Source organism: Streptomyces caeruleatus, from assembly GCF_001514235.1.
Taxonomy (GTDB): domain Bacteria; phylum Actinomycetota; class Actinomycetes; order Streptomycetales; family Streptomycetaceae; genus Streptomyces; species Streptomyces caeruleatus.
Genome location: NZ_KQ948926.1, coordinates 487011 through 505940 on the forward strand (window position 1 = coordinate 487011; position 18930 = coordinate 505940).

At 68.6% G+C, this 18930-nt stretch carries 20 protein-coding genes, 1 tRNA gene and 1 pseudogene; 10 read left to right on the plus strand and 12 right to left on the minus strand.

Translation table 11 applies throughout. From position 1 onward, the window contains the following. Positions 1-30: 30 nt before the first annotated feature. A complete protein-coding gene (locus tag AQJ67_RS11015) occupies positions 31-1560 on the plus strand; it encodes a recombinase family protein (protein WP_107122862.1) in 1530 nt (509 codons plus the stop codon). 519 nt (positions 1561-2079) lie between these two features. Here AQJ67_RS11015 and AQJ67_RS11020 read toward each other — a convergent pair. Continuing rightward, positions 2080-3531, minus strand: a complete 1452-nt coding sequence (locus AQJ67_RS11020; protein WP_062717951.1) for a replication initiator — start codon at positions 3529-3531, stop codon at positions 2080-2082. A gap of 263 nt (positions 3532-3794) precedes the next feature. Here AQJ67_RS11020 and AQJ67_RS11025 point away from each other — a divergent pair, with 263 nt between their 5' ends. Next, entirely contained in the window at positions 3795-4598 is an 804-nt protein-coding gene (locus AQJ67_RS11025; RefSeq protein WP_062717953.1) for a GntR family transcriptional regulator, read from the plus strand. Between the two features lie 533 nt (positions 4599-5131). Here the strand turns inward: AQJ67_RS11025 and AQJ67_RS47590 are convergent. Continuing rightward, a tRNA-OTHER gene (locus AQJ67_RS47590) sits at positions 5132-5248 on the minus strand. A 1476-nt stretch (positions 5249-6724) separates the two neighbouring features. Here AQJ67_RS47590 and AQJ67_RS11035 point away from each other — a divergent pair. Further along, positions 6725-7588: a helix-turn-helix domain-containing protein gene (locus AQJ67_RS11035; protein WP_062717957.1), complete on the plus strand. Its 864-nt coding sequence runs from the start codon at positions 6725-6727 to the stop codon at positions 7586-7588. After that, positions 7585-7794, plus strand: coding sequence for a DUF397 domain-containing protein (locus AQJ67_RS11040; protein WP_062717960.1), 210 nt, complete (start codon positions 7585-7587; stop codon positions 7792-7794). Before AQJ67_RS11035 ends, AQJ67_RS11040 begins: the two co-directional genes overlap by 4 nt. 142 nt (positions 7795-7936) lie before the next feature. Here the strand turns inward: AQJ67_RS11040 and AQJ67_RS11045 are convergent. Beyond that, positions 7937-8320: pseudogene (locus tag AQJ67_RS11045) on the minus strand (class I SAM-dependent methyltransferase); the annotation flags it as partial. A gap of 100 nt (positions 8321-8420) precedes the next feature. On the opposite strand from AQJ67_RS11045, the gene AQJ67_RS11050 reads away from it, so the two are divergent. Then, positions 8421-9050: a CGNR zinc finger domain-containing protein gene (locus AQJ67_RS11050; protein ID WP_062717962.1), complete on the plus strand. Its 630-nt coding sequence runs from the start codon at positions 8421-8423 to the stop codon at positions 9048-9050. Here the strand turns inward: AQJ67_RS11050 and sodX are convergent. After that, a complete protein-coding gene (gene sodX, locus AQJ67_RS11055; protein WP_062718547.1) occupies positions 8954-9388 on the minus strand; it encodes a nickel-type superoxide dismutase maturation protease in 435 nt (144 codons plus the stop codon). The genes AQJ67_RS11050 and sodX overlap by 97 nt on opposite strands. 145 nt (positions 9389-9533) lie before the next feature. Between sodX and sodN the strand changes: the two genes are divergently transcribed. The 3 genes from sodN (at position 9534) to AQJ67_RS11070 (ending at position 12501) form a co-directional block, all read left to right on the plus strand. Beyond that, on the plus strand, positions 9534-9929 hold the full coding sequence (gene sodN, locus AQJ67_RS11060) for a superoxide dismutase, Ni (protein ID WP_030928916.1): 396 nt from the start codon (positions 9534-9536) through the stop codon (positions 9927-9929). 238 nt (positions 9930-10167) lie between these two features. After that, positions 10168-10770, plus strand: coding sequence for a class I SAM-dependent methyltransferase (locus AQJ67_RS11065; protein ID WP_062717964.1), 603 nt, complete (start codon positions 10168-10170; stop codon positions 10768-10770). Positions 10771-11052: 282 nt separating this feature from the next. Beyond that, positions 11053-12501, plus strand: a complete 1449-nt coding sequence (locus AQJ67_RS11070; RefSeq protein WP_062717966.1) for a glycosyltransferase family 39 protein — start codon at positions 11053-11055, stop codon at positions 12499-12501. Between the two features lie 69 nt (positions 12502-12570). Here the strand turns inward: AQJ67_RS11070 and AQJ67_RS11075 are convergent, their stop codons facing one another. Further along, a complete protein-coding gene (locus AQJ67_RS11075; RefSeq protein ID WP_062717968.1) occupies positions 12571-12804 on the minus strand; it encodes a hypothetical protein in 234 nt (77 codons plus the stop codon). 116 nt (positions 12805-12920) lie between these two features. After that, entirely contained in the window at positions 12921-14075 is a 1155-nt protein-coding gene (locus tag AQJ67_RS11080) for an inorganic phosphate transporter (RefSeq protein ID WP_062717970.1), read from the minus strand. Positions 14076-14206: 131 nt separating this feature from the next. Between AQJ67_RS11080 and AQJ67_RS11085 the strand changes: the two genes are divergently transcribed. Further along, positions 14207-14986: a VOC family protein gene (locus tag AQJ67_RS11085; RefSeq protein ID WP_062717972.1), complete on the plus strand. Its 780-nt coding sequence runs from the start codon at positions 14207-14209 to the stop codon at positions 14984-14986. On the opposite strand, the gene AQJ67_RS11090 is transcribed toward AQJ67_RS11085, so the two are convergent. The 6 genes from AQJ67_RS11090 to AQJ67_RS11115 all read right to left on the minus strand — a co-directional run bounded on the left by AQJ67_RS11090 (position 14973) and on the right by AQJ67_RS11115 (position 18212). After that, positions 14973-15185 carry a hypothetical protein gene (locus tag AQJ67_RS11090; protein WP_079055922.1) on the minus strand — a complete coding sequence of 71 codons (213 nt, stop codon included), beginning with the start codon at positions 15183-15185 and terminating at the stop codon, positions 14973-14975. The two genes, AQJ67_RS11085 and AQJ67_RS11090, sit on opposite strands and share 14 nt — an antisense overlap. 26 nt (positions 15186-15211) lie before the next feature. Further along, positions 15212-15544, minus strand: a complete 333-nt coding sequence (locus AQJ67_RS49200) for a DUF952 domain-containing protein (RefSeq protein WP_062717976.1) — start codon at positions 15542-15544, stop codon at positions 15212-15214. 9 nt (positions 15545-15553) lie between these two features. Further along, positions 15554-16780 carry an RNA polymerase sigma factor gene (locus tag AQJ67_RS11100; RefSeq protein WP_062717978.1) on the minus strand — a complete coding sequence of 409 codons (1227 nt, stop codon included), beginning with the start codon at positions 16778-16780 and terminating at the stop codon, positions 15554-15556. 50 nt (positions 16781-16830) lie between these two features. Next, a complete protein-coding gene (locus tag AQJ67_RS11105) occupies positions 16831-17244 on the minus strand; it encodes a YciI family protein (protein ID WP_062717980.1) in 414 nt (137 codons plus the stop codon). 93 nt (positions 17245-17337) lie between these two features. Further along, positions 17338-17601, minus strand: a complete 264-nt coding sequence (locus tag AQJ67_RS11110; RefSeq protein WP_062717982.1) for a hypothetical protein — start codon at positions 17599-17601, stop codon at positions 17338-17340. 26 nt (positions 17602-17627) lie between these two features. Continuing rightward, positions 17628-18212 carry a dihydrofolate reductase family protein gene (locus AQJ67_RS11115; protein WP_062717984.1) on the minus strand — a complete coding sequence of 195 codons (585 nt, stop codon included), beginning with the start codon at positions 18210-18212 and terminating at the stop codon, positions 17628-17630. 124 nt (positions 18213-18336) lie between these two features. Between AQJ67_RS11115 and AQJ67_RS11120 the strand changes: the two genes are divergently transcribed. Continuing rightward, entirely contained in the window at positions 18337-18927 is a 591-nt protein-coding gene (locus AQJ67_RS11120) for a TetR/AcrR family transcriptional regulator (RefSeq protein ID WP_062717987.1), read from the plus strand. The last annotated feature ends 3 nt before the right edge of the window (positions 18928-18930 follow it).

An 18930-nucleotide genomic window follows, 5' to 3' on the forward strand; every position in this document is an offset into this window, starting at 1 on the left:
CACATGCGTGCGGAACGGAGAGCGGTCATCATGGATCAGGTGATCACCACCGACTATGACGGATGCGGGAAGTGCCTGGTAGGCGTACGGCGGCTCTCGCGGATGAAGGACGCGAGCAACAGCCCCGAGAAGCAGCTGAACCAGGTTCTGAGCGCGGCTGAGTCCGTCGGCGGTCACATCATCACGTGGGCCGATGACTGGGAAGTCTCGGGCGCTACAGACCCCCTCACGCGCCCGGGGCTCGGCCCGTGGCTCCGGGGCGAGGCAGGCCCGTACTCAGGGATCGTGGGCGCCGCCGTCGACCGGATCGGCCGCAACCAGCGGGACGTGTTGAACACCGCCTACACGATCCACGAGTCCGGCCGCCTGCTGATCACGCACGGGCATGACGGGCCGTGGGATCTGGACGACCCCACCGACGAGATGCGCCTTTCCATGGAATCCTTCGGCGCACAACTGGAGTTGAGGGCGGCTCAGAAGCGCAATCGAGAGGAAACAGAGCGAGCGCGCGCCAACGGAACACCGAAGCAGAAGAACCAATACGGCTACCGCTACGTGCGACTCACCCCCGACGGGAAGGTCGATCACGTAGAGGTCGACACTGTTCCGGCTGACATTCTCCGAACTGCCGCCGAACGCATCCTTGTCGACGAAACAGGAGAGATCACGGTGCACACTGAGGCGGCACGCCTCAGCCGGGAAGGCGTACCGACCCCGGAGGATTACCGCGCCATTCAGAAGGGCCGAAAGCCCAAGGGATTCCGATGGAATGCAAAGACCCTAAAAAGGCTTCTCGTCAGCGAGGGGTCCTTGGGGTACTTGATGCACAAAGGCCGCCCGGTAATCGGGCCAGACGGCCACCCCAGGCGCCTAGCTGATCCATTGTGGGACCGAGCGACTCGGGACGCCCTGATCAAAAAGACGGCCCCTAAGCGCGAAGTAACCGAAGCGCAGCGCCGAGCCCCGAGGACAACTTATCTCGCCTCCGGCCGTAGCTATTGCGGAAACTGTGGACAACCCCTACACATTCTGTCCCGAACGACCCAGCACAACGCTTACGGTTGCGATGGGCGCGTTCTCGGCGTTGTCGCTTCAAAGGACTGCTCACCCGCACCGACCATGTCCATTCCGAAGCTCGACAAAATTCTGACCGCCTGGTTCCTGGAGAGGTACGGAAACGGTCAGGTCATGAAGCGCCAATACGACCCCGGCACCGGCTATGCCGCACGAATTGCCGAACTAGAGGCAGATCGAAAGCGTCTCCGGGACGACCGTTCAGCAGGCCTCTACGATTCCGAGGACGATGCGGAATGGTACCGGGAAGAGTACGCCCGCATGGGACGGGAAATTGTCGAGCTCAAGAAGCTCCCGGAGCGCCCCGCCGGAATGCGAATGGTACCCACCGGAAAGACCGTGAAGGATGAGTGGGCAGCAGCCCTCGACGACGCGGCCCGTCGTGAGCTTCTGAGCGGATTCAACGTACGCGTGACCCTGTTCCCCGCAGCGGTCAAGGAACGAGTCCGGATTACGGGAGTCGACCTTTGGAGCCAAGCCGCCTAATACCTCACAACCCATAAGATCACGAGTGATCCCCAGCGAGGACACCAACTCGCCGGGGCTCACTTGCACCCAAAAGACCTTAAACACCCGAGGTCAGCAATTCGATTGAAGGCAAAATATAGAGAACCGTTAGGCCCGTTCGCGTTTCGAATTCGACAGGCTTTAGCTTTAGTTCACATCGCACGGAATAGGGTTCCCCGGTAATCGACAACTGGGATATCTCTTCAGGATTCCACATGGCAGAACTAAAGAAGAACGACCCGATATCGATTTCTTCGGATAGAAAGAAGGTAATGCCCCCCGTCGACAGCATCGCTAACCAGAATCTCAACAGCAGGGGACTGCGTCAGCACTTCCCATTGACCATTATGGGAATCTTCGGCTCTCTGCACGTCGCCACCCAGTCGCCGAGCTGCCGCCTGTGCCGCGTTCCGGGAATCTGTCGTTACCCGCCATTCGCGCAGAATATCAGTCCGGCCGTTTATTGGACGATCCAAATGGAAGCACCCTGCGTGGCCCTTACGCGGCATACTTCCACCCCTCGGCGATCATGTCTCTTCTGATTTCACGGAGGGCGGCGAGATCTTCGGCTATGCCGACTGCGACGTCGGATTCGGCCGGGGAGTGTCCGGAGCCGATGTAGCGCCAGGCGGATTCGGTGACGGTGTCACTGTCTTCCAGGACGAGGGGGCCGCCGCCACTCTGGTGTTCCGCGCGGACGGCGCGGAGTGCTCCGTATGTGGTGGAGTACTGGCGGGATTTGGTGAGGACGTGGCCCCGGTAGCCGAGCGTGTGTGCCCAGGCCCGGAGCCTGAGTTCCTCCAGTTCCACCAGGCCGCCCAGGCGCCAGCAGGCAGCCATCAGGGCGCGTAGGTGGGCGTTGACCGGGGCGAGGCGGATGCTGTCGAAGTCTCGTATGCGGTAGTCGATGCCGCCAGCGTCGCCGACGCTCTTGGAGACGTATTTCGCGACGTAGGCCGCAACGGCGTTGTCCGTCACTGCCGATGATTCGGTGAATGCGTCGCTGCGGATCGGGTGGACGTCGAGCTGTTTCCCCCACTTGACGGCCCGCTCGCCGGTTGCCGGGGAGTAGGGCGTGTTCACCTCTACCAGGTCGGCAGCCGACCGCACGGCGCCTTCAAGGAGTTCGGTCGTGGCCCACGGTGGCGGAGGCGAGGAAGGGCCGTCAGGCCCGTCGAGCCGGATCACCGCATGGAAGTGCACGGCCCCGCGCTTCTGGTATTCGGCGACCTTCGCGAAGGACACCGTCAGGTGTTCACGCAGACGGGTTTGCGTGATCCCTGCGGCGGTCGCCAGATGCCGCCTGAGCATGTGGCAATAGCGGTTCCACAAGGTGCCGGCCGAAGCGTGCCACAGGACGTGTCCGGCGTAGTCGTAGCAGTCCGGGCAGAGCGGCTGGCCCACCGCGGAATCGGCGTCAGCGTGCTGGTGGCCACAGCCCAGGGGCCGCCCGTGTTCGCACATGCCGCCGTCTCGTCGAGGGCGACACACGGCCGTATCAGGGCCGCTGACGCGGTGCACGGCGCCGAACGAGGGGGCGGTGAGGGTGACGAAGAGCCGGGGGTGACGCTGCACGTCGTCTGTGACGCCCTTGCCGCCCAGGAGGCCGGAGCGGACCAGGTGGAACGTATCGCCCGCATGCAGATACGAGCACGGCTCACAGCGCGTCTCCCTGCGGTTGCGGCAGCGCACCGGCATACGACCTCCAGGTTCGTCCCTGGTGTCGTAGTGCCGCAGTACCTCACCCGTGACCGCGTCATGGGTGGTGGTGTGTCCGGCGAGGTAGATCGGGTGCGCGCACCCGCCAATGGACTTGATCTGTTCCAGCCAGCGCGGGAAACCAGGTTCGTGGACGAGCCGGATGAGATCACGCTCGGTGGGTGACAGACGGCGCAGGCGCTCAGCCTCGCCGAGGACTGAGCGCCGCGCCTCGTTCGACAGCGGATACACAGCAAGGCCCCCTTTCGCGAGGGACAGGCACAGCGGACACAGACCAACCCACACCCGGGCCAGCCACTCATCCGGATGAGTTGGGCGGCCATCGTCACCCGGACATCACTTTTGAGTCAACCACTTATCCGGATGAGTGGGGCGGCAGGTCAGAGGGCGACCACATATCCTCATGAGTGGCCGCACCCGTCCACAGCACCGACAGCACCGACAGCACCGACAGCAGCGCGGCACACCGACGCCACCCAAGGAGGGCATGAGCCATGGCAGTGCGAGAGCACATCGAACGCGCCCCGTCCATGTACATGCAGGTGGCTCAGCGCATGGCCGAGGACATCCGCAAGGGCCGCTACCAGCCCGGAGACCTCCTGCCGTCCGAGAGCCAGATGGTCGAGATGTACGGAGTCGGCAAGCACACCGCGCGCAGCGCCGTGGCCGAGTTGCGTCGTATGGGGCTGGTCGAGTCGCAGCAGGGCAAGGGCAGCATCGTCCTTGCCGGTAGGGGGGATCTTCCGGTCACCCGCCTGGATCGCTCCATCCGCCGTACAGCAAAGGGGAGTTGGAGCCTGCCAGGGATGACGGAGACGGAAGCGCCCACTGTCAGCAGGACGACGCTGGACGGGCCGCCCGCAGTGCTGTTGGAGCAGCAGGACCAGGACGCGATCAGCGTCGACCGCACGCTGTACGACCTGGCGACCGGCGCCCGCATGGCACACCGTGTGCTGATCCCGCTTGCCACCGCAGCCGACGTTCCCACGCTCGCAGAGCAGCCCGACGCCGAGGTCGCCGACTTGTACCGGCAGCTGGCCGAAGCCGGACTCACCCTTGCGTTCACCGAGCATGTCACCGCCCGCACCCCCTACCCGGACGAGCGCACAGCCCTCGGGCTCGGCGACGCAAGCCCCCTGCTGATCACCTATCGCGTGACCGCCGATGCGGACCAGGAGCGCCCGCTGTTGTGTGAGGAGCTGAAGGCCCCCGCCGCTACCTGTCAGCTCACCTTTCCCGTGACGCCGACGAAGGCAGCCGCCCAGCGCAGCACCCGGCGCCGATCCCGATCGGAGTGACTTCTCTTTACTTGTTCAAGGGCGCGCCTTCGGCGCGCCGGGCGGCCTTGGCCGCCTCGGCCGGGCATGCGGCCTTCGGCCGGTCCCGTCCGGACGGCCAACCGCCCGACACCCCCAGTCCGACCCGGACCAAGCAGAGAAACCCCTGCGTGATCGTCGCGAGTGTGACTAGCCGTCTGTCCCGTCAGTCACCGGGAAGGCGAGCAACACGACCGACACGGCCCACGCTCTACGGCACGGGCGCCAGCTCCGCTCGCTCACACGCTGGGTTCTCCAAGGGATGCCAGCCCCGCCCACCGTCCTGCACAAGGCCAGGACAAACATCCATCAGGCCGGTGGTACCAGGGACGCTATAGCGCGCCCCTGGACCCCGCCCAGCGTGGCAACCTCACGCGCGAATGCGAGTTTCGTCGTAGCTGATGTCCGTGCGCGCGTGAGGTCACCACGCACGTGACCTGCACCTTTCCCTCGTCGAGGGGTACTGATTCGGCCGCCCGCCATGCGCCGGCGAACGCTCGTCCAGGGCGCCGCAGTCCCCTTGCCCGGACTCGAACCGGGGTCTCTCCCGGGCGCTGCGGTGGTCTCGCGCGCCAGCGACGTTAAGTCGCCTCAAGGAGCAAGGAGGCTCTTCCTGACTGAGCTACAAGGGGATGGTGCCCGTGTCCGGGTTCGGACCGGATGGCAGCCGACGCGGCCGTTGGATGTTCGCGATTCGACTGCGGTTCACGGGCCCTCCATCGGTCAACGAGAGACCCTGGTTGGGGATCGCCCACCAGGACCACCGACAGAGGAAGTGGAACCCGCTCCGACCGGAGATGGGGGGAAGGGGATCATCCGGCCAGAGCGGGGGCCTACGGGGACCTGGTGCCACTCACGATGGCCGACACGATGACGGTGACTGCGGACCCCCAGATCACCAGAAGCAGCACCCCGCCCCAGAAAGGGCCGTCGGCGCTGAAGCGCCAGGTTCGTAACCGGCGATGGGTACCGGTCGTCCGGTAGTCGAGTTGCGGAGGCCACTTGGTCATCGCTCAGCCGCCTTTCCTGAGGTCTGCGCGGAGGCCGCGCGTTGCGTCCGCCGGTCGTCCGGGTGGCCATGGATCATGTGTGCGTGTGCGGCACGCACGACGTTGCCCGCTGCCTGCGGATCACCCAGCAGAACGGCCGCCCCCAGCACCTCGCGGAGCCCTGCACACAGCGGGCAGCTTTGGGGGTCCACCAAGCCAGGGCGAGGGGTCTTCAGGTCAGTGGTCACGCGCACCACTCCCAGGTGTGGCGGCCACGATGAGCGTCAGGCAGCCAACACAGCGCGTCAGACAACGGGACCCCTCCATCCGACGAGCGGAATGACTGGCAGTAGGTGATGGGCCGAACCTTGATGTCGCCGCCCTCCCACGTGACCCACACGGCCCCGTCGAACAACTCCCGCAAACGCGCGGTGTGCTCCCCGTGCTCGTGCTGGCCGAGTTCACATGTGGCCGAGTCCGGCAACGGCGCCTCATCGGGCAACCCGCCCGGGAAGTCCAGAGCCGTCGCACGCATCCCTTCGGACACATCCAGGCACTCACCGCACGTCATCACTCCCCCTCTCTCTTTGCATCGCTCGCAGTCCGGGAAGCGGCACGGCGGAAGCGATCCGGGCGGGAAAGAGACGACGCCGGAACCCTGGTCCACTGCCCCGCCGTACTTCACCCACCAGCCTCGCGAGCCGTCCTCACCAGTCACTTCCGCCTCAGCTCTGCCAAGTGCGCCTCAATCCGCGCCCCGAGCCTCTCCACCTCGGCGGCCAGCCCTTCCTGAGTCGGCTGTCCCTGCGACGCCTCAGACTTCCCTTGCGGATCAGTCGGCGCCGCCGCCGGAGACTCCGCGCCCGAGCTCACAGACACCGCCTCAATGCAGCCTCAACATCACGCAGTTGAAGGGCAGTTGGCGCCGCATAACCACTACGAGGCACCCATGCCGGGGCGAGCCGCCAAAACTCCCGCCTGAGCCCTTCCCGCTCCGCCACATCGTCAGCCAGGGGCGGAGCCGACCACTGATCAGACACGACTGTTCCTCTCCGTAGCGCCTCCACTACCAAGCAGGTTCAGCGTGGCCCGGTCCGGGGAACCGTTCAACTTGTTGGAATGGAACGGAAGGATCGTGAACAGCCCTTGAACCGCAACGAGTTGAACCCGGACGCCTCACCCCAGGCGGCCTACGGGGCGCGTTTACGCAGCCTGCGAGAAGCACGCGGCTGGACTCAGGAGGATCTTGCCGAGCAGACGGAATATTCCAGTGTGCATATTTCAGCCGTTGAAAACGGTCGGAAGCCTCCAACCCTCCGTTTCTCGCGTAGCGCGGACGGAGCCTTCGGTATCGAGGGCACGGCAGACTCGTTCGAGCGCGAGTATCGCGAGATCAAACACGGCAGCCTGTTGGAAGGTTTCCCGGAGTACGTCGGGTACGAGGGCAGGGCAGTAGAGATCCGGTTGTTTGAGATCGGTCTGATCCCTGGCCTGTTGCAGACGCCGGAGTACGCGCGGACCGTCGCGGACGGTGACGTACAGCGAGGGGCTATCACTCCCGAACAAGCTGAGGAGCGTGTCTCCTTCCTTGCCGAGAGGCAAGCAGCCCTAGTACGACCTCGACCACCCATGGTGCTTGTGGTGATGGATGAAAGCTGTCTCCGCCATGAAGTCGGTAGTGCCGAGGTCAGGGAAGGCCAACTCCGACGCCTGATCGAAGTTGCTTCCCTCCCCAACTGGGTGCTTCAAGTGGCACCCTTCGACATAGGAGCACGGCGACCGTTCAACCTGCCGGTCAACCTCCTGACTCTGGCTGACCGATCCGTTGTCGCGTATGCCGAGTCCCAGGCGCGGGGGCGCCTGGAGCGCGAAGGCACCGCCGTGTTCCCCATGATGACGGCATACCATCAGTTGCAGGCCGAGGCGTTGTCGCAGGCAACGTCTGTGGCCATGATCGAGAAGTTGCGAAAGGGCATCCCGTGACGACCGAGTCCCCCCGCTGGTTCAAGTCCTCGTACAGCAGCAACGGCGGCAATTGCGTCGAGGTTGCCGCCAACCTTGCCGCCTCGCGCGGCACGGTCCCCGTCCGTGACTCCAAGAACCTGAACGGTCCGGTCGTGGACGTACCCGCCAACGCTTTCGCGTCGTTCGTGGCGGGCATCAAGACCGGAAAGCTTGGCACCCACTGAGCCCCGTGCAGGCCCGCAAGGGCCAACCAACTACCAAGCCCCGTCCGGCACTTGCCGGGCGGGGCTTGATTCTTTGTTGATGCGACCAGCTACCACGTCAGCCAGGCTTCCAGAGGGGGCACGCGATACAGTGTGGTTAACGAGCGCTCCTGGTCAGGACCGCGTCGTAGGAGTCGTACGGCAGCTTCGCCCGCCAGTCGGGGTCCTTGAGGTCGGCGGTGACGAAGGAGACCCGGTCGTCGTCCGCGAAGGTGCCCTCGGCGATGGCGAGGAGGGCGGGGTCGAGGTCGACGCCGGTGCTGGTGGCCCCCGGGAACCGGGCGAAGAGCCGGGCCGTGATACTTCCCGTGCCGCACGCGAGATCGAGCACGCGCGGGGCGGGGCCGACCAGGGCCTCGACCATGTCGAGCATGATCCGGAAGCGTTCCTCGCGGTCGGGCATGTACCACTCCTGCTGGCGGTCCCAGCTCTGCTGCCAGGCCGCCCAGTCGGTTCCGGCCGTGGTGGTGATGTCCGTGTCCGTCATCGAAACCCCTCCGTCGCGCAACATCACGTAATACCCTGGAAGCACGATCAGCTGTTACCGACCGCAACACGACGATAGAACGCCTCCGTAAGGACTACAAGTGGAACTGGCCTATTACTCGGATTACGCCGTACGCCTCGTCAACAGCGAGGACCCGGCCCGGGGCAAGGACTCGCTGACCTCGGTCGAGGCCGTCCGCGATCTGTTCGGCGGCAGCCAGGAGGCGGCCCGCCGCGCCACCGACGGGGACGTCACCCGCTTCCGCTCGGTGCGCGCGCGGCTCAGGGCGGTCTTCGAGGCGGCCGACCAGGGCGACGAGGCGCTGGCGGTGAACCTGCTGAACGCGCTCCTTCTGGAGTTCCCGGTGAGCCCGCAGATCTCCGGCCATGACTTCCGGGACGACGACGGCCGCCCCCTGTGGCACATGCACCTCGCGGACCACCCGTCCAACGCGACCGCCGGCTACGCGGCCATCGCGGCGATGGGCCTGGCCTTCCACCTCACCGAGTACGGCGTGGACCGCCTGGGCCTGTGCGAGGCGTCCCCGTGCCGCAACGCCTACCTCGACACGTCCACCAACCGCTCACGGCGCTACTGCTCGGACCGCTGCGCGACCCGCGCCAACGTGGCCGCCTACCGCGCCCGCAAGCGCCTGGAGGCCGACCGGTCGGCGAAGACGGGCCGCACGGCCGACAGCGCCCAGCGCGCCACCGCGAACGGCGAGCGCTGACCCGGCTTGCGCGGCCGGTAGCGCAGCCGGACCCGGCCCAGGATCAGCTCGTCGGGCACGACGCCGTAGTCGGTGCTGTCCCCGCCGGCGTACGCGTTGTCGCCGAGCACCCACCAGCCGCCCTCGCGCCGCTCCGCCGCCCGCTTGACGACGAGCAGGTCCTGCTGGAAGGGATGCCGCAGCACCACCACGGCCCCCGGCCTGATCCGACCCCGGTGCCACACCACGAGCAGGTCGCCGTGATAAAGCGTGGGCACCATCGACGGTCCCGTCACCTCGGCCCACCCGAAGGGCTGAGCGGCCCGCCCGCGCTCGGCGTCCTGCGACAACTCCGGCATCCCCGGCACCTCCCCGGTACTGTCCTCCACCAGTCTCAGTCTGACCCTGGACTTTTGTCCTAAGCCCATGGGGGCACTCGCGAAAACCCGTCTCGCAGGGAGTAATGTCCAACCTGAGAAGACGATCACGAGGAAGGAATGCTCCATGCTTTCCCGCCTGTTTGCCCCCAAGGTCAAGGTCAGCGCACACTGCGACCTGCCCTGCGGTGTGTACGACCCGGCCCAGGCCCGCATCGAGGCGGAGTCGGTGAAGGCCGTCCAGGAAAAGATGGCCGGCAACGACGACCCGCACTTCCAGGCGCGCGCCACCGTCATCAAGGAGCAGCGCGCCGAGCTCGCCAAGCACCACGTCTCGGTGCTCTGGAGCGACTACTTCAAGCCCCCGCACTTCGAGAAGTACCCGGAGCTGCACCAGCTGGTCAACGACGCCCTGAAGGCCCTCTCGGCCGCCAAGGGCTCGACCGACCCGGCCACCGGTCAGAAGGCTCTGGACTACATCGCCCAGATCGACAAGATCTTCTGGGAGACCAAGAAGGCCTGACCCCGGTCAAGCCCCCTTGGACCCGCGATCTCTTCGATCGCCGCTCCACCTCCCGCACCCGGCCCGCAGGCCGCCGAGAACGGCGGTCGTGACGGTCCGGGTGCGGTCTGGTTCGAGGGCCCCGACCAGCGGACTCAAGTCTCCCGCGGGGGGAGACACGAAGGTGGGGTCATGCGTGACGGCACCCTCATCGACTGGGCCGTCACGGCGCTGCGCGCCCGCGCGGCAGGATGACCGCATGACGGAGAAGAACGGCAGGCGATGGAACCACAACATCCACTACCACCCCCGCATCCTCCGCGCGGTCCCGGGCGGAGCCCAGCGCGCCCTGGACGTCGGCTGCGGTGAGGGCATGCTCGCCCGCGCGCTGCGGCGGACCGTCCCGCACGTCACCGCCATCGACCTCGACGCGCCCAGCATCGACCAAGGGCGCCGGTACCCGGACGAGGTCGACTACGTCCTCGGCGACTTCCTCAACCACCCCTTCGAGCCCGCCTCGTTCGACGTCGTCGCGTCGGTGGCCACGCTGCACCACATGGACGCCGCGACCGGGCTGGCCCGCATGCGCGACCTGCTGCGCCCCGGCGGCGTCCTGGCCGTCGTCGGCCTCGCCCGTGACACGCTGCCCCGTGATCTGCCGTACGTGCTCTCCGCCATCGCCGTAGGCGCTGCCCACCGGGCCGTGAAAGGGGAATGGCAGCACCCCTCCCCCGTCGTGTGGCCGCCGCCGGTGACCTACCCGGAGATGCGCGCACTGGCCGCCGAGATCCTGCCCGGCTCCCGGTACCGCCGTCACATCCTGTGGCGCTACAGCATCATCTGGCGCAAACCGCGGGACTGAGCACCCGCACGGACCCTTCGATTACGGGTCGTGCGGGGCAAATTGGCCACCCGGCTCCCCCACGGTTCCCTGTCTTGGCGGTGATTGTGTTCACGCACCGGACACTGGCCCCGCATCCTCCATGTCCCGTAAATTCTTGCTGAATTCACAGGGGGAGTGAGCAGCGCTCCGACCCCGTCTCGGCCCGTGGCCGAGGCGGGGTTTTTCGTGCTCTGCGACGAGCGGGCGAGTGGGGCCCCGACAGGGGACCGGTCACCCGGCGGCCTGGCCGGCCCCCGCCGGATGGAACGCCGACCCCGGGAGAACCCCCTGCGCCGCCGCCTGCCTCTCTGGCCGATCCCGTTGCTGTGGACGCTCGCGCTCGGCCTGTGGGGGCTGTCCCGGCAGCACAGTGTGTGGCGGGACGAGGCGGCGACCTGGCAGGTGGCGCGGCGGCCGGTCGCCGACATCTGGCACATGCTGGGGCAGGTCGACGCCGTGCACGGGCTCTACTACCTGCTGATGCACGGCGTGTTCGCCTGTTTCGGCGCCGGTACCGCGCCCCTGCGCCTGCCGTCCGTGCTGGCCATGGCGGTGGCGGCGGCCTGTGTGACGGTCATCGGGCAACGGCTGGCCGGGGTCTGGGCGGGCCTGGCGGGAGGGCTGGCGTTCGGGCTGCTTCCGGCCGTGCAGTTCTACCTCCAGGAGGGCCGCCCGTACGCGCTGGTCGCGGCCGGCGCCGGGATCGCGACCCTGTTGCTGGTGACCGCCCTGGAGGGACGTGGGCGCGCGGCGCACTGGGTCGCGTACGCCGGCACGGTCGCGGTGTGCGGGCTGCTGAACTGGCTGTCGCTGCTGATCCTGCCGGCCCATCTGGCCACCCTGCTCTGGGTACGGGCACCCCGCCGCATCTGGAGGTGCTGGTTACCGGCCGCGACGCTCGCCCTGGCGGCCGTACTGCCGTTGATCCTGTTCAGCCGGCACCAGTCCGCCCAGGTGTCCTGGATCCCGCCGCTGACCTGGCACATGCTGATCGGTCCCGCGGTCCTGCTGACGATCGGGGCTCTCGCGGCCCTGCTGGACCGGCCGTGTGCGGGACGGCTGTCGGTGGCGGCGGTCGGGCTGCCGCTGCTGGCCGTGCCGCAACTCGGCCTCCTCGGGCTCTCCCTGGTCAGACCGCTCTTCCTGGACCGCTATGTGCTGTTCAGCATGCTCGGGCTGGCCCTGCTGATCGGCACGGCGCTGGGGACGGCCGTACGGGCGAGCAGGCCGCGGTTTCCGAGAGCGGCGCCCTGGCTCGTCCCGTTCGCGGTCACCGTGGCGGTCGTCGCCCTGTTGCCGCAGTCGCTGGCCAAGCGGTCCCCGGCGAGCCGGGTGGACGACGTCCTGGCGGTGGCGGCCGACGTACGGCGGCTGAAGCAGGACGGGGACGCGGTGGTCTTCGTGCCGGCGGCCCGGCGCGACACCGCGCTGGTCTGCCCCGACGAGTTCGCCGGGCTGCGGGACATAGCGCTGGCGGTGGGCCCGGTCGAGTCGGGGACGTTGAAGGGCGAGGAGGCGGGTCCGGCCCGGATACGGGACGCGATGCTGGCGCAGCGGCGCATACTGCTGGTCACCGACGTGCCCGCGGTGGCGCGGCCCGTCTCCGCCGAGCGGGACAGGACGAAGACCGCGGTGCTGAAGGAGCACTTCACCGTGGTGGCGGACGTACAGGTCCGTGGGCGACGCGTGACGGCTTACGAACGGCTCTGAGCAGGGATCAGCAGCGAGCGGGGCCCGGCCGTTCCCCCGGCCGGGCCCCGCCCTGAATGTCGGCATCCGTCAGTGGAACTGCGGCACGATCAGATAGATCCCGTACGCCACCACCGCCGCGCAGGCGACGAAGCACAGCCCGGCCTGTGTGAGGCCGAGGGCGGAGGTGCCGCCGGCCTCCTCGCGCGCCCCTTCGTGGCGGGCCAGGCCCAGCACGCCGAGGGCGAAGACGGCGACCACGGCCACGGTCACGGCCAGGCTCACCGCGGCGACCTGACCGAGTGCGGTCCAGTCGAGCTTCATGATGGGAACTCCCCTTGTCTCGTACGGCCTTGTCTCGTACGGCCTTGTCTCGTACGGCCTTGTCTCGTACGGCCATATCTCGTACGGCGGCCGTCTCTCAGGCGGCCATGGCTGTCTCAGGCGGCCGTACCGACCTTGGTCGGCTCGGTGCCGCTGATCGTGACCTCGTGGGCGTCGTTCACGTTGTGCGCGGACACCGGGTTGCGCCGGGAGACGAGCACGATGCCGGCGGCCACGGCCGCGCCGACCAGGGCGACCACGGCCGTACCGAGGTTGCCGCCGTGCTTGACCGCGCTCGCCGAGACGCCGCCGACGAGGGCGGCGGCGGGCAGGGTGACCATCCAGGCCACGACCATGCGCCCGGCGACGCCCCAGCGGACCTCCGCCAGACGCCGGCCGAGGCCCGCGCCGAGGATGCTGCCCGAGGCGACCTGCGTGGTGGACAGGGCGAAGCCCAGGTGGGCCGAGGTGAGGATGACCGTCGTGGAGGCCGTCTCGGCGGCGAAGCCCTGCGGGGACTGGATCTCCGTGAGGCCCTTGCCCATGGTGCGGATGATCCGCCAGCCACCGAGGTAGGTGCCCAGGCCGATCGCCAGACCGGCCGAGGCGATCACCCACAGGGGCGGGCCCGCGTCGTGGCCCAGGGCGCCCGCCGAGATCAGGGTCAGCGTGATGACGCCCATCGTCTTCTGCGCGTCGTTGGTGCCGTGCGCCAGGGAGACGAGCGAGGCCGAGGCGATCTGCCCGACCCGGAAGCCCTTGGTGACGGACTGGCTGCGGGCGCGAGCGGTGAGCTTGTAGGCCAGGAACGTGGCCAGCAGCGCCGCGACCCCCGCGACGATCGGCGAGGCCACCGCCGGGATCAGCACCTTCTCGACAACCTTGTCAAAGTGCACGCCGTGCGACCCCGCGCCCACCCAGACGGCGCCGATCAGCCCGCCGAACAGCGCGTGCGACGAACTGGACGGCAGCCCGACCAGCCAGGTGAGCAAATTCCACAGAATGGCCCCGACGAGCCCGGCGAAGATCATGCCCGGACTGACGAGTGTGTCGTCCACGATGCCGCCGGAGATCGTCTTGGCGACCTCGGTGGAGAGGAAGGCACCGACGACGTTCAGGACGCCGCTGATGAGCACGGCCGTCCTCGGTTTGAGCGCCCCCGTGGCGATGGAGGTGGCCATCGCGTTCGCCGTGTCGTGGAATCCGTTGGTGAAGTCGAAAGCGAGGGCCGTCACAATGACGACCGCCACCAGGAACGTGATGTGGTCCATTCCCCAATGCAAACAAGCTCGGGCCAATTCGCGGCGAACCGCTGGCAAAGCGTGTCCCAGGAGTCGGCGCGCTGTTGGTAAGGGTCCTGCGAAGCCGCGGTGGTGACCGCGCCGGATCTACGATCGCCCCCATGAGCATCCGCTGGACGTACGCCTTCGTCGACCGCCCCGTCGCGTCCTTCGCCCGGGCCCACGCGTTCTGGACCGCGGTGACGGACACGCGGCTGTCCGGGTTCCGGGGCGATCAGGGGGAGTTCGTGACGCTGCTGCCCGGCTCCGGCGCCGACGCCTGTGTGAAGGTCCAGGGGGTCGACTCGGGTTCCGGTGGCGCGCATCTCGACTTCGCGGTGGACGACGTTGCGGGGTTCGTGGGGTCGGCGCTTCAGCGGGGCGCGGGGATCGCCGCCGAGCACGAGGGGTGGGCCGTACTGCGCTCGCCCGCCGGGCAGTTCTTCTGTGCCGTGCCCTGGCACGGGGAGTCGCTACGGCCGCCCGTGGTGCACGGCAGTCGGCTCGACCAGGTCTGCGTCGACGTACCGCTCTCGCTGTACGAGGCCGAAGTCGGCTTCTGGAGCGACCTGTTGGCCGACTGGACGTCGGCGCCCGGCTCCCGCCCGGAGTTCCATGTGCTCAGGCCGCCGGCCGGGCTGCCGGTCCGCATCCTGCTCCAGCGGCTCGGCGAGAAGCGGGGTGGCAAGGAACGGCTGGGTGAACAACGGGCCAACTCCGCCCACCTGGACCTCGCCTGCGCGGACATCGCGGCGACCCGCGCCCGGCACGAGGAGCTGGGCGCGGCCTTCGTCGCCCAGGGTGCCCACTGGACGGTGATGCGGGATCCGGCGGGCGGCGTCTACTGCCTGACGGGGCGGGATCCGGAGACGGGCGGTCTGCCTGGCGCTAGCGCGAGCTGAAGACGCAGAGCCTGTCCACCGGGCCGTCCTCGTTCGGCGTGGGCGTCGTGCACGCCGATTCCCACCCCTCCGGGGGCGACGGCACTGCAGTGGTGGGGCCGGCCCGCTCCCAGACGTAGGGACCCCGCGGCTCCGCCGCGTCCCGCAGCCACAGCGTCAGCCCGCCCGCGACGGCCACGAGAACCACCCACACGGCCACGGCCCACCGCCATAACCGGCGTGCCGTCACCCCCACGCCTCCACGTCCACCACCGCGTCCACCGGAACGGGCCCGTACACATGGGGGAACGCCTCTCCCCCCGGCTCCGGCGCCTCGTACTTCAGCGGCGCGTCGAGCCGCGCGGGGTCCACGACCAGGACCACGAGTTCGTCGGGGCCGTCGTAGGAGCCGTACAGGAAGTCGGCCACGGCCGGGAGTTGCGCGCGGGTCGAGCAGTGGATGAAGCCCTCCTCCTGGAGGGTGCGGCCGCGCGTCGACATCTCGTACGCGCCGCGCTCGCGGGCCGCGTCCCACAGGGAGCGCTCGGTGATGTGGAGGATGAACGTCTGTTCGGGCATGTGTCCACGCTACGGCTTCAGCCGGGCCGCCCGCGCGTGCAAATAGCGCTGCTCCGGCAGGCTCAGGGTCCTGGCGGCAGCGGCCTCGTAGGCGGCACGTGCCTCGTCGTGCGCGCCCGCCCGCTCCAGCAGATGACCGCGGACCGCGTCCAGCCGGTGCCCCGCACCCAACTCGCCCTCCAGTTCCGCCAGTTCGTCCAGCCCCGCGCGCGGCCCCTGGACCATGGCCACGGCGACGGCGCGGTTGAGACGCTCGACGGGCCCGGGGACGAGGCGTACGAGGATGTCGTAGAGGCCGAGGATCTCCTCCCAGTCGGTGGCCTGGGCGGAGGGTGCCTCGTCGTGGACGGCGGCGATGGCGGCGCGCAGCTGGTACGGGCCGGCGCGCCCTTGGGAGAGGGCGCCGGTGACCAGGGCGACGCCCTCGTCGATCGCGGCCTTGTCCCAGCGGTCGCGGTCCTGTTCGTCGAGCGGGACGAGTTCGCCGTGCGGGCCGGTGCGCGCGTCGCGGCGGGCGTCGGTGAGCAGCATCAGGGCGAGCAGCCCGGCCGCCTCGCCGTGGCCGGGGAGGAGACGGTGGACCTCGCGGGCCAGCCGGATCGCCTCGCCGGCGAGTTCCCGCCGCTGCAGGGCGGTACCCGAGGTGGCCGTATAGCCCTCGTTGAAGATCAGGTACAGGGTCTGGAGGACCGCGGGCAGCTGCTCCTCCCCGCTGTCGGGGCGCGCGAAGCGGACGCCGCGGACCTTCTGCTTGGCCCGGCTGATGCGCTGGGCCATGGTCGTCTCGGGGACCAGGTAGGCGCGGGCGATCTCCGCCGTGGTCAGACCGCCGACGGCGCGCAGGGTGAGGGCGATCTGGGCGGGCGGGGTCAGGTCGGGGTGGCAGCACAGGAACAGCAGGGTGAGGGTGTCGTCCTCGCGGGGAGCGCGGTCCGCGCCGGGCGGCGGTGCGGTGAAGGCGTCGCGGGGCGACAGCGCCGCGACCTTCTCCTCGCGGGCCCGGCGAGCCTCCTCCGCGCGCAGGGCGTCGGTCAGCCGGCGCGCGCCGACCTTGATCAGCCAGCCGCGCGGATTGTCGGGGACGCCGGTGCGCGGCCACTGTTCGGCGGCGGCGAGCAGTGCCTCCTGCACGGCGTCCTCGGCGGTGTCGAAGTGGCCGTACCGTCGCACCAGCGCGCCGAGGACCTGCGGCGCGTGACGGCGCAGCAGGTCCTCGGTCTCGGGCGTGACGCTCATGTCGGGTCGGGCGCTCCCGGGGCTTGTACGGCTCGTACGCCTCGGACGGCTCAGACGTCCCCGGAGCCGTCGTCGATGGGCCGGATCACCACGGGGTACGTGGGTGCCCCGGCGGGCTGGGGGCACTGCAGGACGCGCTCGGCGATCTCCGTGGCCCGTTCCAGGCTCGCGCAGTCCAGCACCCAGTACCCGGCCAGCAGCTCCTTGGTCTCGCTGTACGGCCCGTCGGTGATCGCCGCCTTGCCGTCGTCGCCCAGGGTGACGTGCCGGGTCTTCGCGGGCTCGGCCAGCCCGTGTCCGTCGACCATCTCGCCGCTCTCGGCGAGGTCGTTGTTGAGGTCGCCCATGAAGGCGTACATCGCCTGGACGTCCTCCTGGCTCCAGGCCACGGAGTTCTCGGACCCCTTGCCCTGCATCGCCTCGTAGTCCTCCTGCGTGCCCTGCACCATGACCAGGTACTTCATCAGTCCGCTCCTTCGCTTTCCGTCGGCTCGGGCCACCGTTTCGGCGGCTCTCACAGGGGACGTCGGAGCCGGTCCGGGATTCTCGACAGGGGTTCAGGAATTCTTCGCGGAAGGTTCCTCGGGCTGCTCGGGCCGCTCGGGCCGCTCGGGCTGCTCGGGCTGCTCGGGCTGCTGGTGGTGGTGCGCGTGGTGCTCTTCGTGCTCGGCGCCGCTCTCGGCGTACGCGCCGCACTCGGGGTTCCGGCACGGGCCGGCCACCCATGTGGGGACCCAGGCGCCCAGCGTCTTGTGGCGCCGGACGACCGTGTCGACGGGCTGTCCGCAGTCGGGACAGTGGTGCTCTGCGCTGCTGCCCATGCCCTCAGAGTAGGGCGGGAGAGGGCTCAGCGCTTCCTGCTGTACGTACGAACCACGGCGCCGTTGCCGAACGAGCGGACCTCGCCGAGGGTGAACTCGGTGACGGCGAAGTCCGAGCCGAACATCGGCATGCCCGTGCCGTACACGACGGGGTAGGTCTTGATGACGAGTTCGTCGATCTCGTCGAGCAGCGCGCCGGCGAGCTGCGAGCCGCCGCACAGGTAGATCCCGAACTCGCTGTCCTCGGCCTTGAGTTCGCGGACCTTGGCGACCAGGTCGTCGCCGACGATCTCGACGTTCGGGTGGGGCGACTCGGTCAGGGTGCGCGAGGCGACGTACTCCCGCATATGGGCGTACGGGCTGGTCATGCCGTCCTTCAGTGCCAGGTCGTAGCTCCCGCGGCCCTGGATGACCGTGTCGAACCTGCGGTTCGGGAAGTCGTCGGTGCCGATGGCCCGGCGGACGATGACCGGATTGGTCTCCGGGTACTCCGCCTTGAGGAACTCCAGGAACTCCTCGTCGACGAACGGGTACATCGTCGTGGCGTCACCGTCCGGGCCGCCGATGAAACCGTCGATCGAACAGGCGATGAAGTAGGTGAGCTTTCGCAAGCCGGTCTCTTTTCGTAGGGTGTCAAACAACCACTCCGGTTGTAGTGCTTCAGTTGTAGTACTTCGCTTGTAGTGGTTGCAAGGACATTTAGGGACCGAGTGAAAGTGAGAAAGGGGATTCCGTATGGCGGGCAATCCGGAGCGTCGTGCCGCCCTCGTCGACGCGGGCGTCGAGGTGCTCGCCCGTGAGGGCGCACGCGGGCTGACCTTCCGCGCGGTGGACACCGAGGCCGGGGTGCCGGTGGGCACCTCCTCCAACTACTTCACCGGCCGCGACGACCTGCTCCGCCAGATCGACGCCCGCCTGCACGTACGGCTGGCGCCCGACCCCGCGGTGATCACCGAGCTGCTGGCCCGGCCCAAGGACCGCGCCCTGGTCACCGCGTTCATGCATGACCTGATGGGCCGCGCGACCCGCGACCGGACGGGCTATCTGGCCCTGCTGGAGATGCGCCTGGAGGCCACCCGCCGTCCCGAGCTGCGCTCCTCCTTCACCCGGACCGTGCGCGGCGACCTCGACGAGGCCATGCAGTTCCACCGCGACGCCGGGCTGCCCGGGGGCGACGAGGTCGTCACCGTGCTCTATCTCGCGATGCTCGGGCTGCTCCTGGAGCATCTGACACTGCCGGACGTGCTGGAAGGCGTCCTGCCCGGGGTGGGTGTGCCGGAAGGGCTGGTGGAGCGGATCGCGGCGACGATCGTGCCCGCGAAGTAGGCC

Bases quoted from the DNA above. Each gene is read 5' to 3' on its own strand.
- AQJ67_RS11015 (WP_107122862.1), top strand. From the start codon at position 31: ATGGATCAGGTGATCACCACCGACTATGACGGATGCGGGAAGTGCCTG.
- AQJ67_RS11025 (WP_062717953.1), top strand. From the start codon at position 3,795: ATGGCAGTGCGAGAGCACATCGAACGCGCCCCGTCCATGTACATGCAG.
- AQJ67_RS11035 (WP_062717957.1), top strand. From the start codon at position 6,725: ATGGAACGGAAGGATCGTGAACAGCCCTTGAACCGCAACGAGTTGAAC.
- sodX (WP_062718547.1), bottom strand. From the start codon at position 9,388: ATGCCGGAGTTGTCGCAGGACGCCGAGCGCGGGCGGGCCGCTCAGCCC.
- sodN (WP_030928916.1), top strand. From the start codon at position 9,534: ATGCTTTCCCGCCTGTTTGCCCCCAAGGTCAAGGTCAGCGCACACTGC.
- AQJ67_RS11065 (WP_062717964.1), top strand. From the start codon at position 10,168: ATGACGGAGAAGAACGGCAGGCGATGGAACCACAACATCCACTACCAC.
- AQJ67_RS11070 (WP_062717966.1), top strand. From the start codon at position 11,053: ATGGAACGCCGACCCCGGGAGAACCCCCTGCGCCGCCGCCTGCCTCTC.
- AQJ67_RS11075 (WP_062717968.1), bottom strand. From the start codon at position 12,804: ATGAAGCTCGACTGGACCGCACTCGGTCAGGTCGCCGCGGTGAGCCTG.
- AQJ67_RS11080 (WP_062717970.1), bottom strand. From the start codon at position 14,075: ATGGACCACATCACGTTCCTGGTGGCGGTCGTCATTGTGACGGCCCTC.
- AQJ67_RS11085 (WP_062717972.1), top strand. From the start codon at position 14,207: ATGAGCATCCGCTGGACGTACGCCTTCGTCGACCGCCCCGTCGCGTCC.
- AQJ67_RS49200 (WP_062717976.1), bottom strand. From the start codon at position 15,544: ATGCCCGAACAGACGTTCATCCTCCACATCACCGAGCGCTCCCTGTGG.
- AQJ67_RS11100 (WP_062717978.1), bottom strand. From the start codon at position 16,780: ATGAGCGTCACGCCCGAGACCGAGGACCTGCTGCGCCGTCACGCGCCG.
- AQJ67_RS11105 (WP_062717980.1), bottom strand. From the start codon at position 17,244: ATGAAGTACCTGGTCATGGTGCAGGGCACGCAGGAGGACTACGAGGCG.
- AQJ67_RS11110 (WP_062717982.1), bottom strand. From the start codon at position 17,601: ATGGGCAGCAGCGCAGAGCACCACTGTCCCGACTGCGGACAGCCCGTC.
- AQJ67_RS11120 (WP_062717987.1), top strand. From the start codon at position 18,337: ATGGCGGGCAATCCGGAGCGTCGTGCCGCCCTCGTCGACGCGGGCGTC.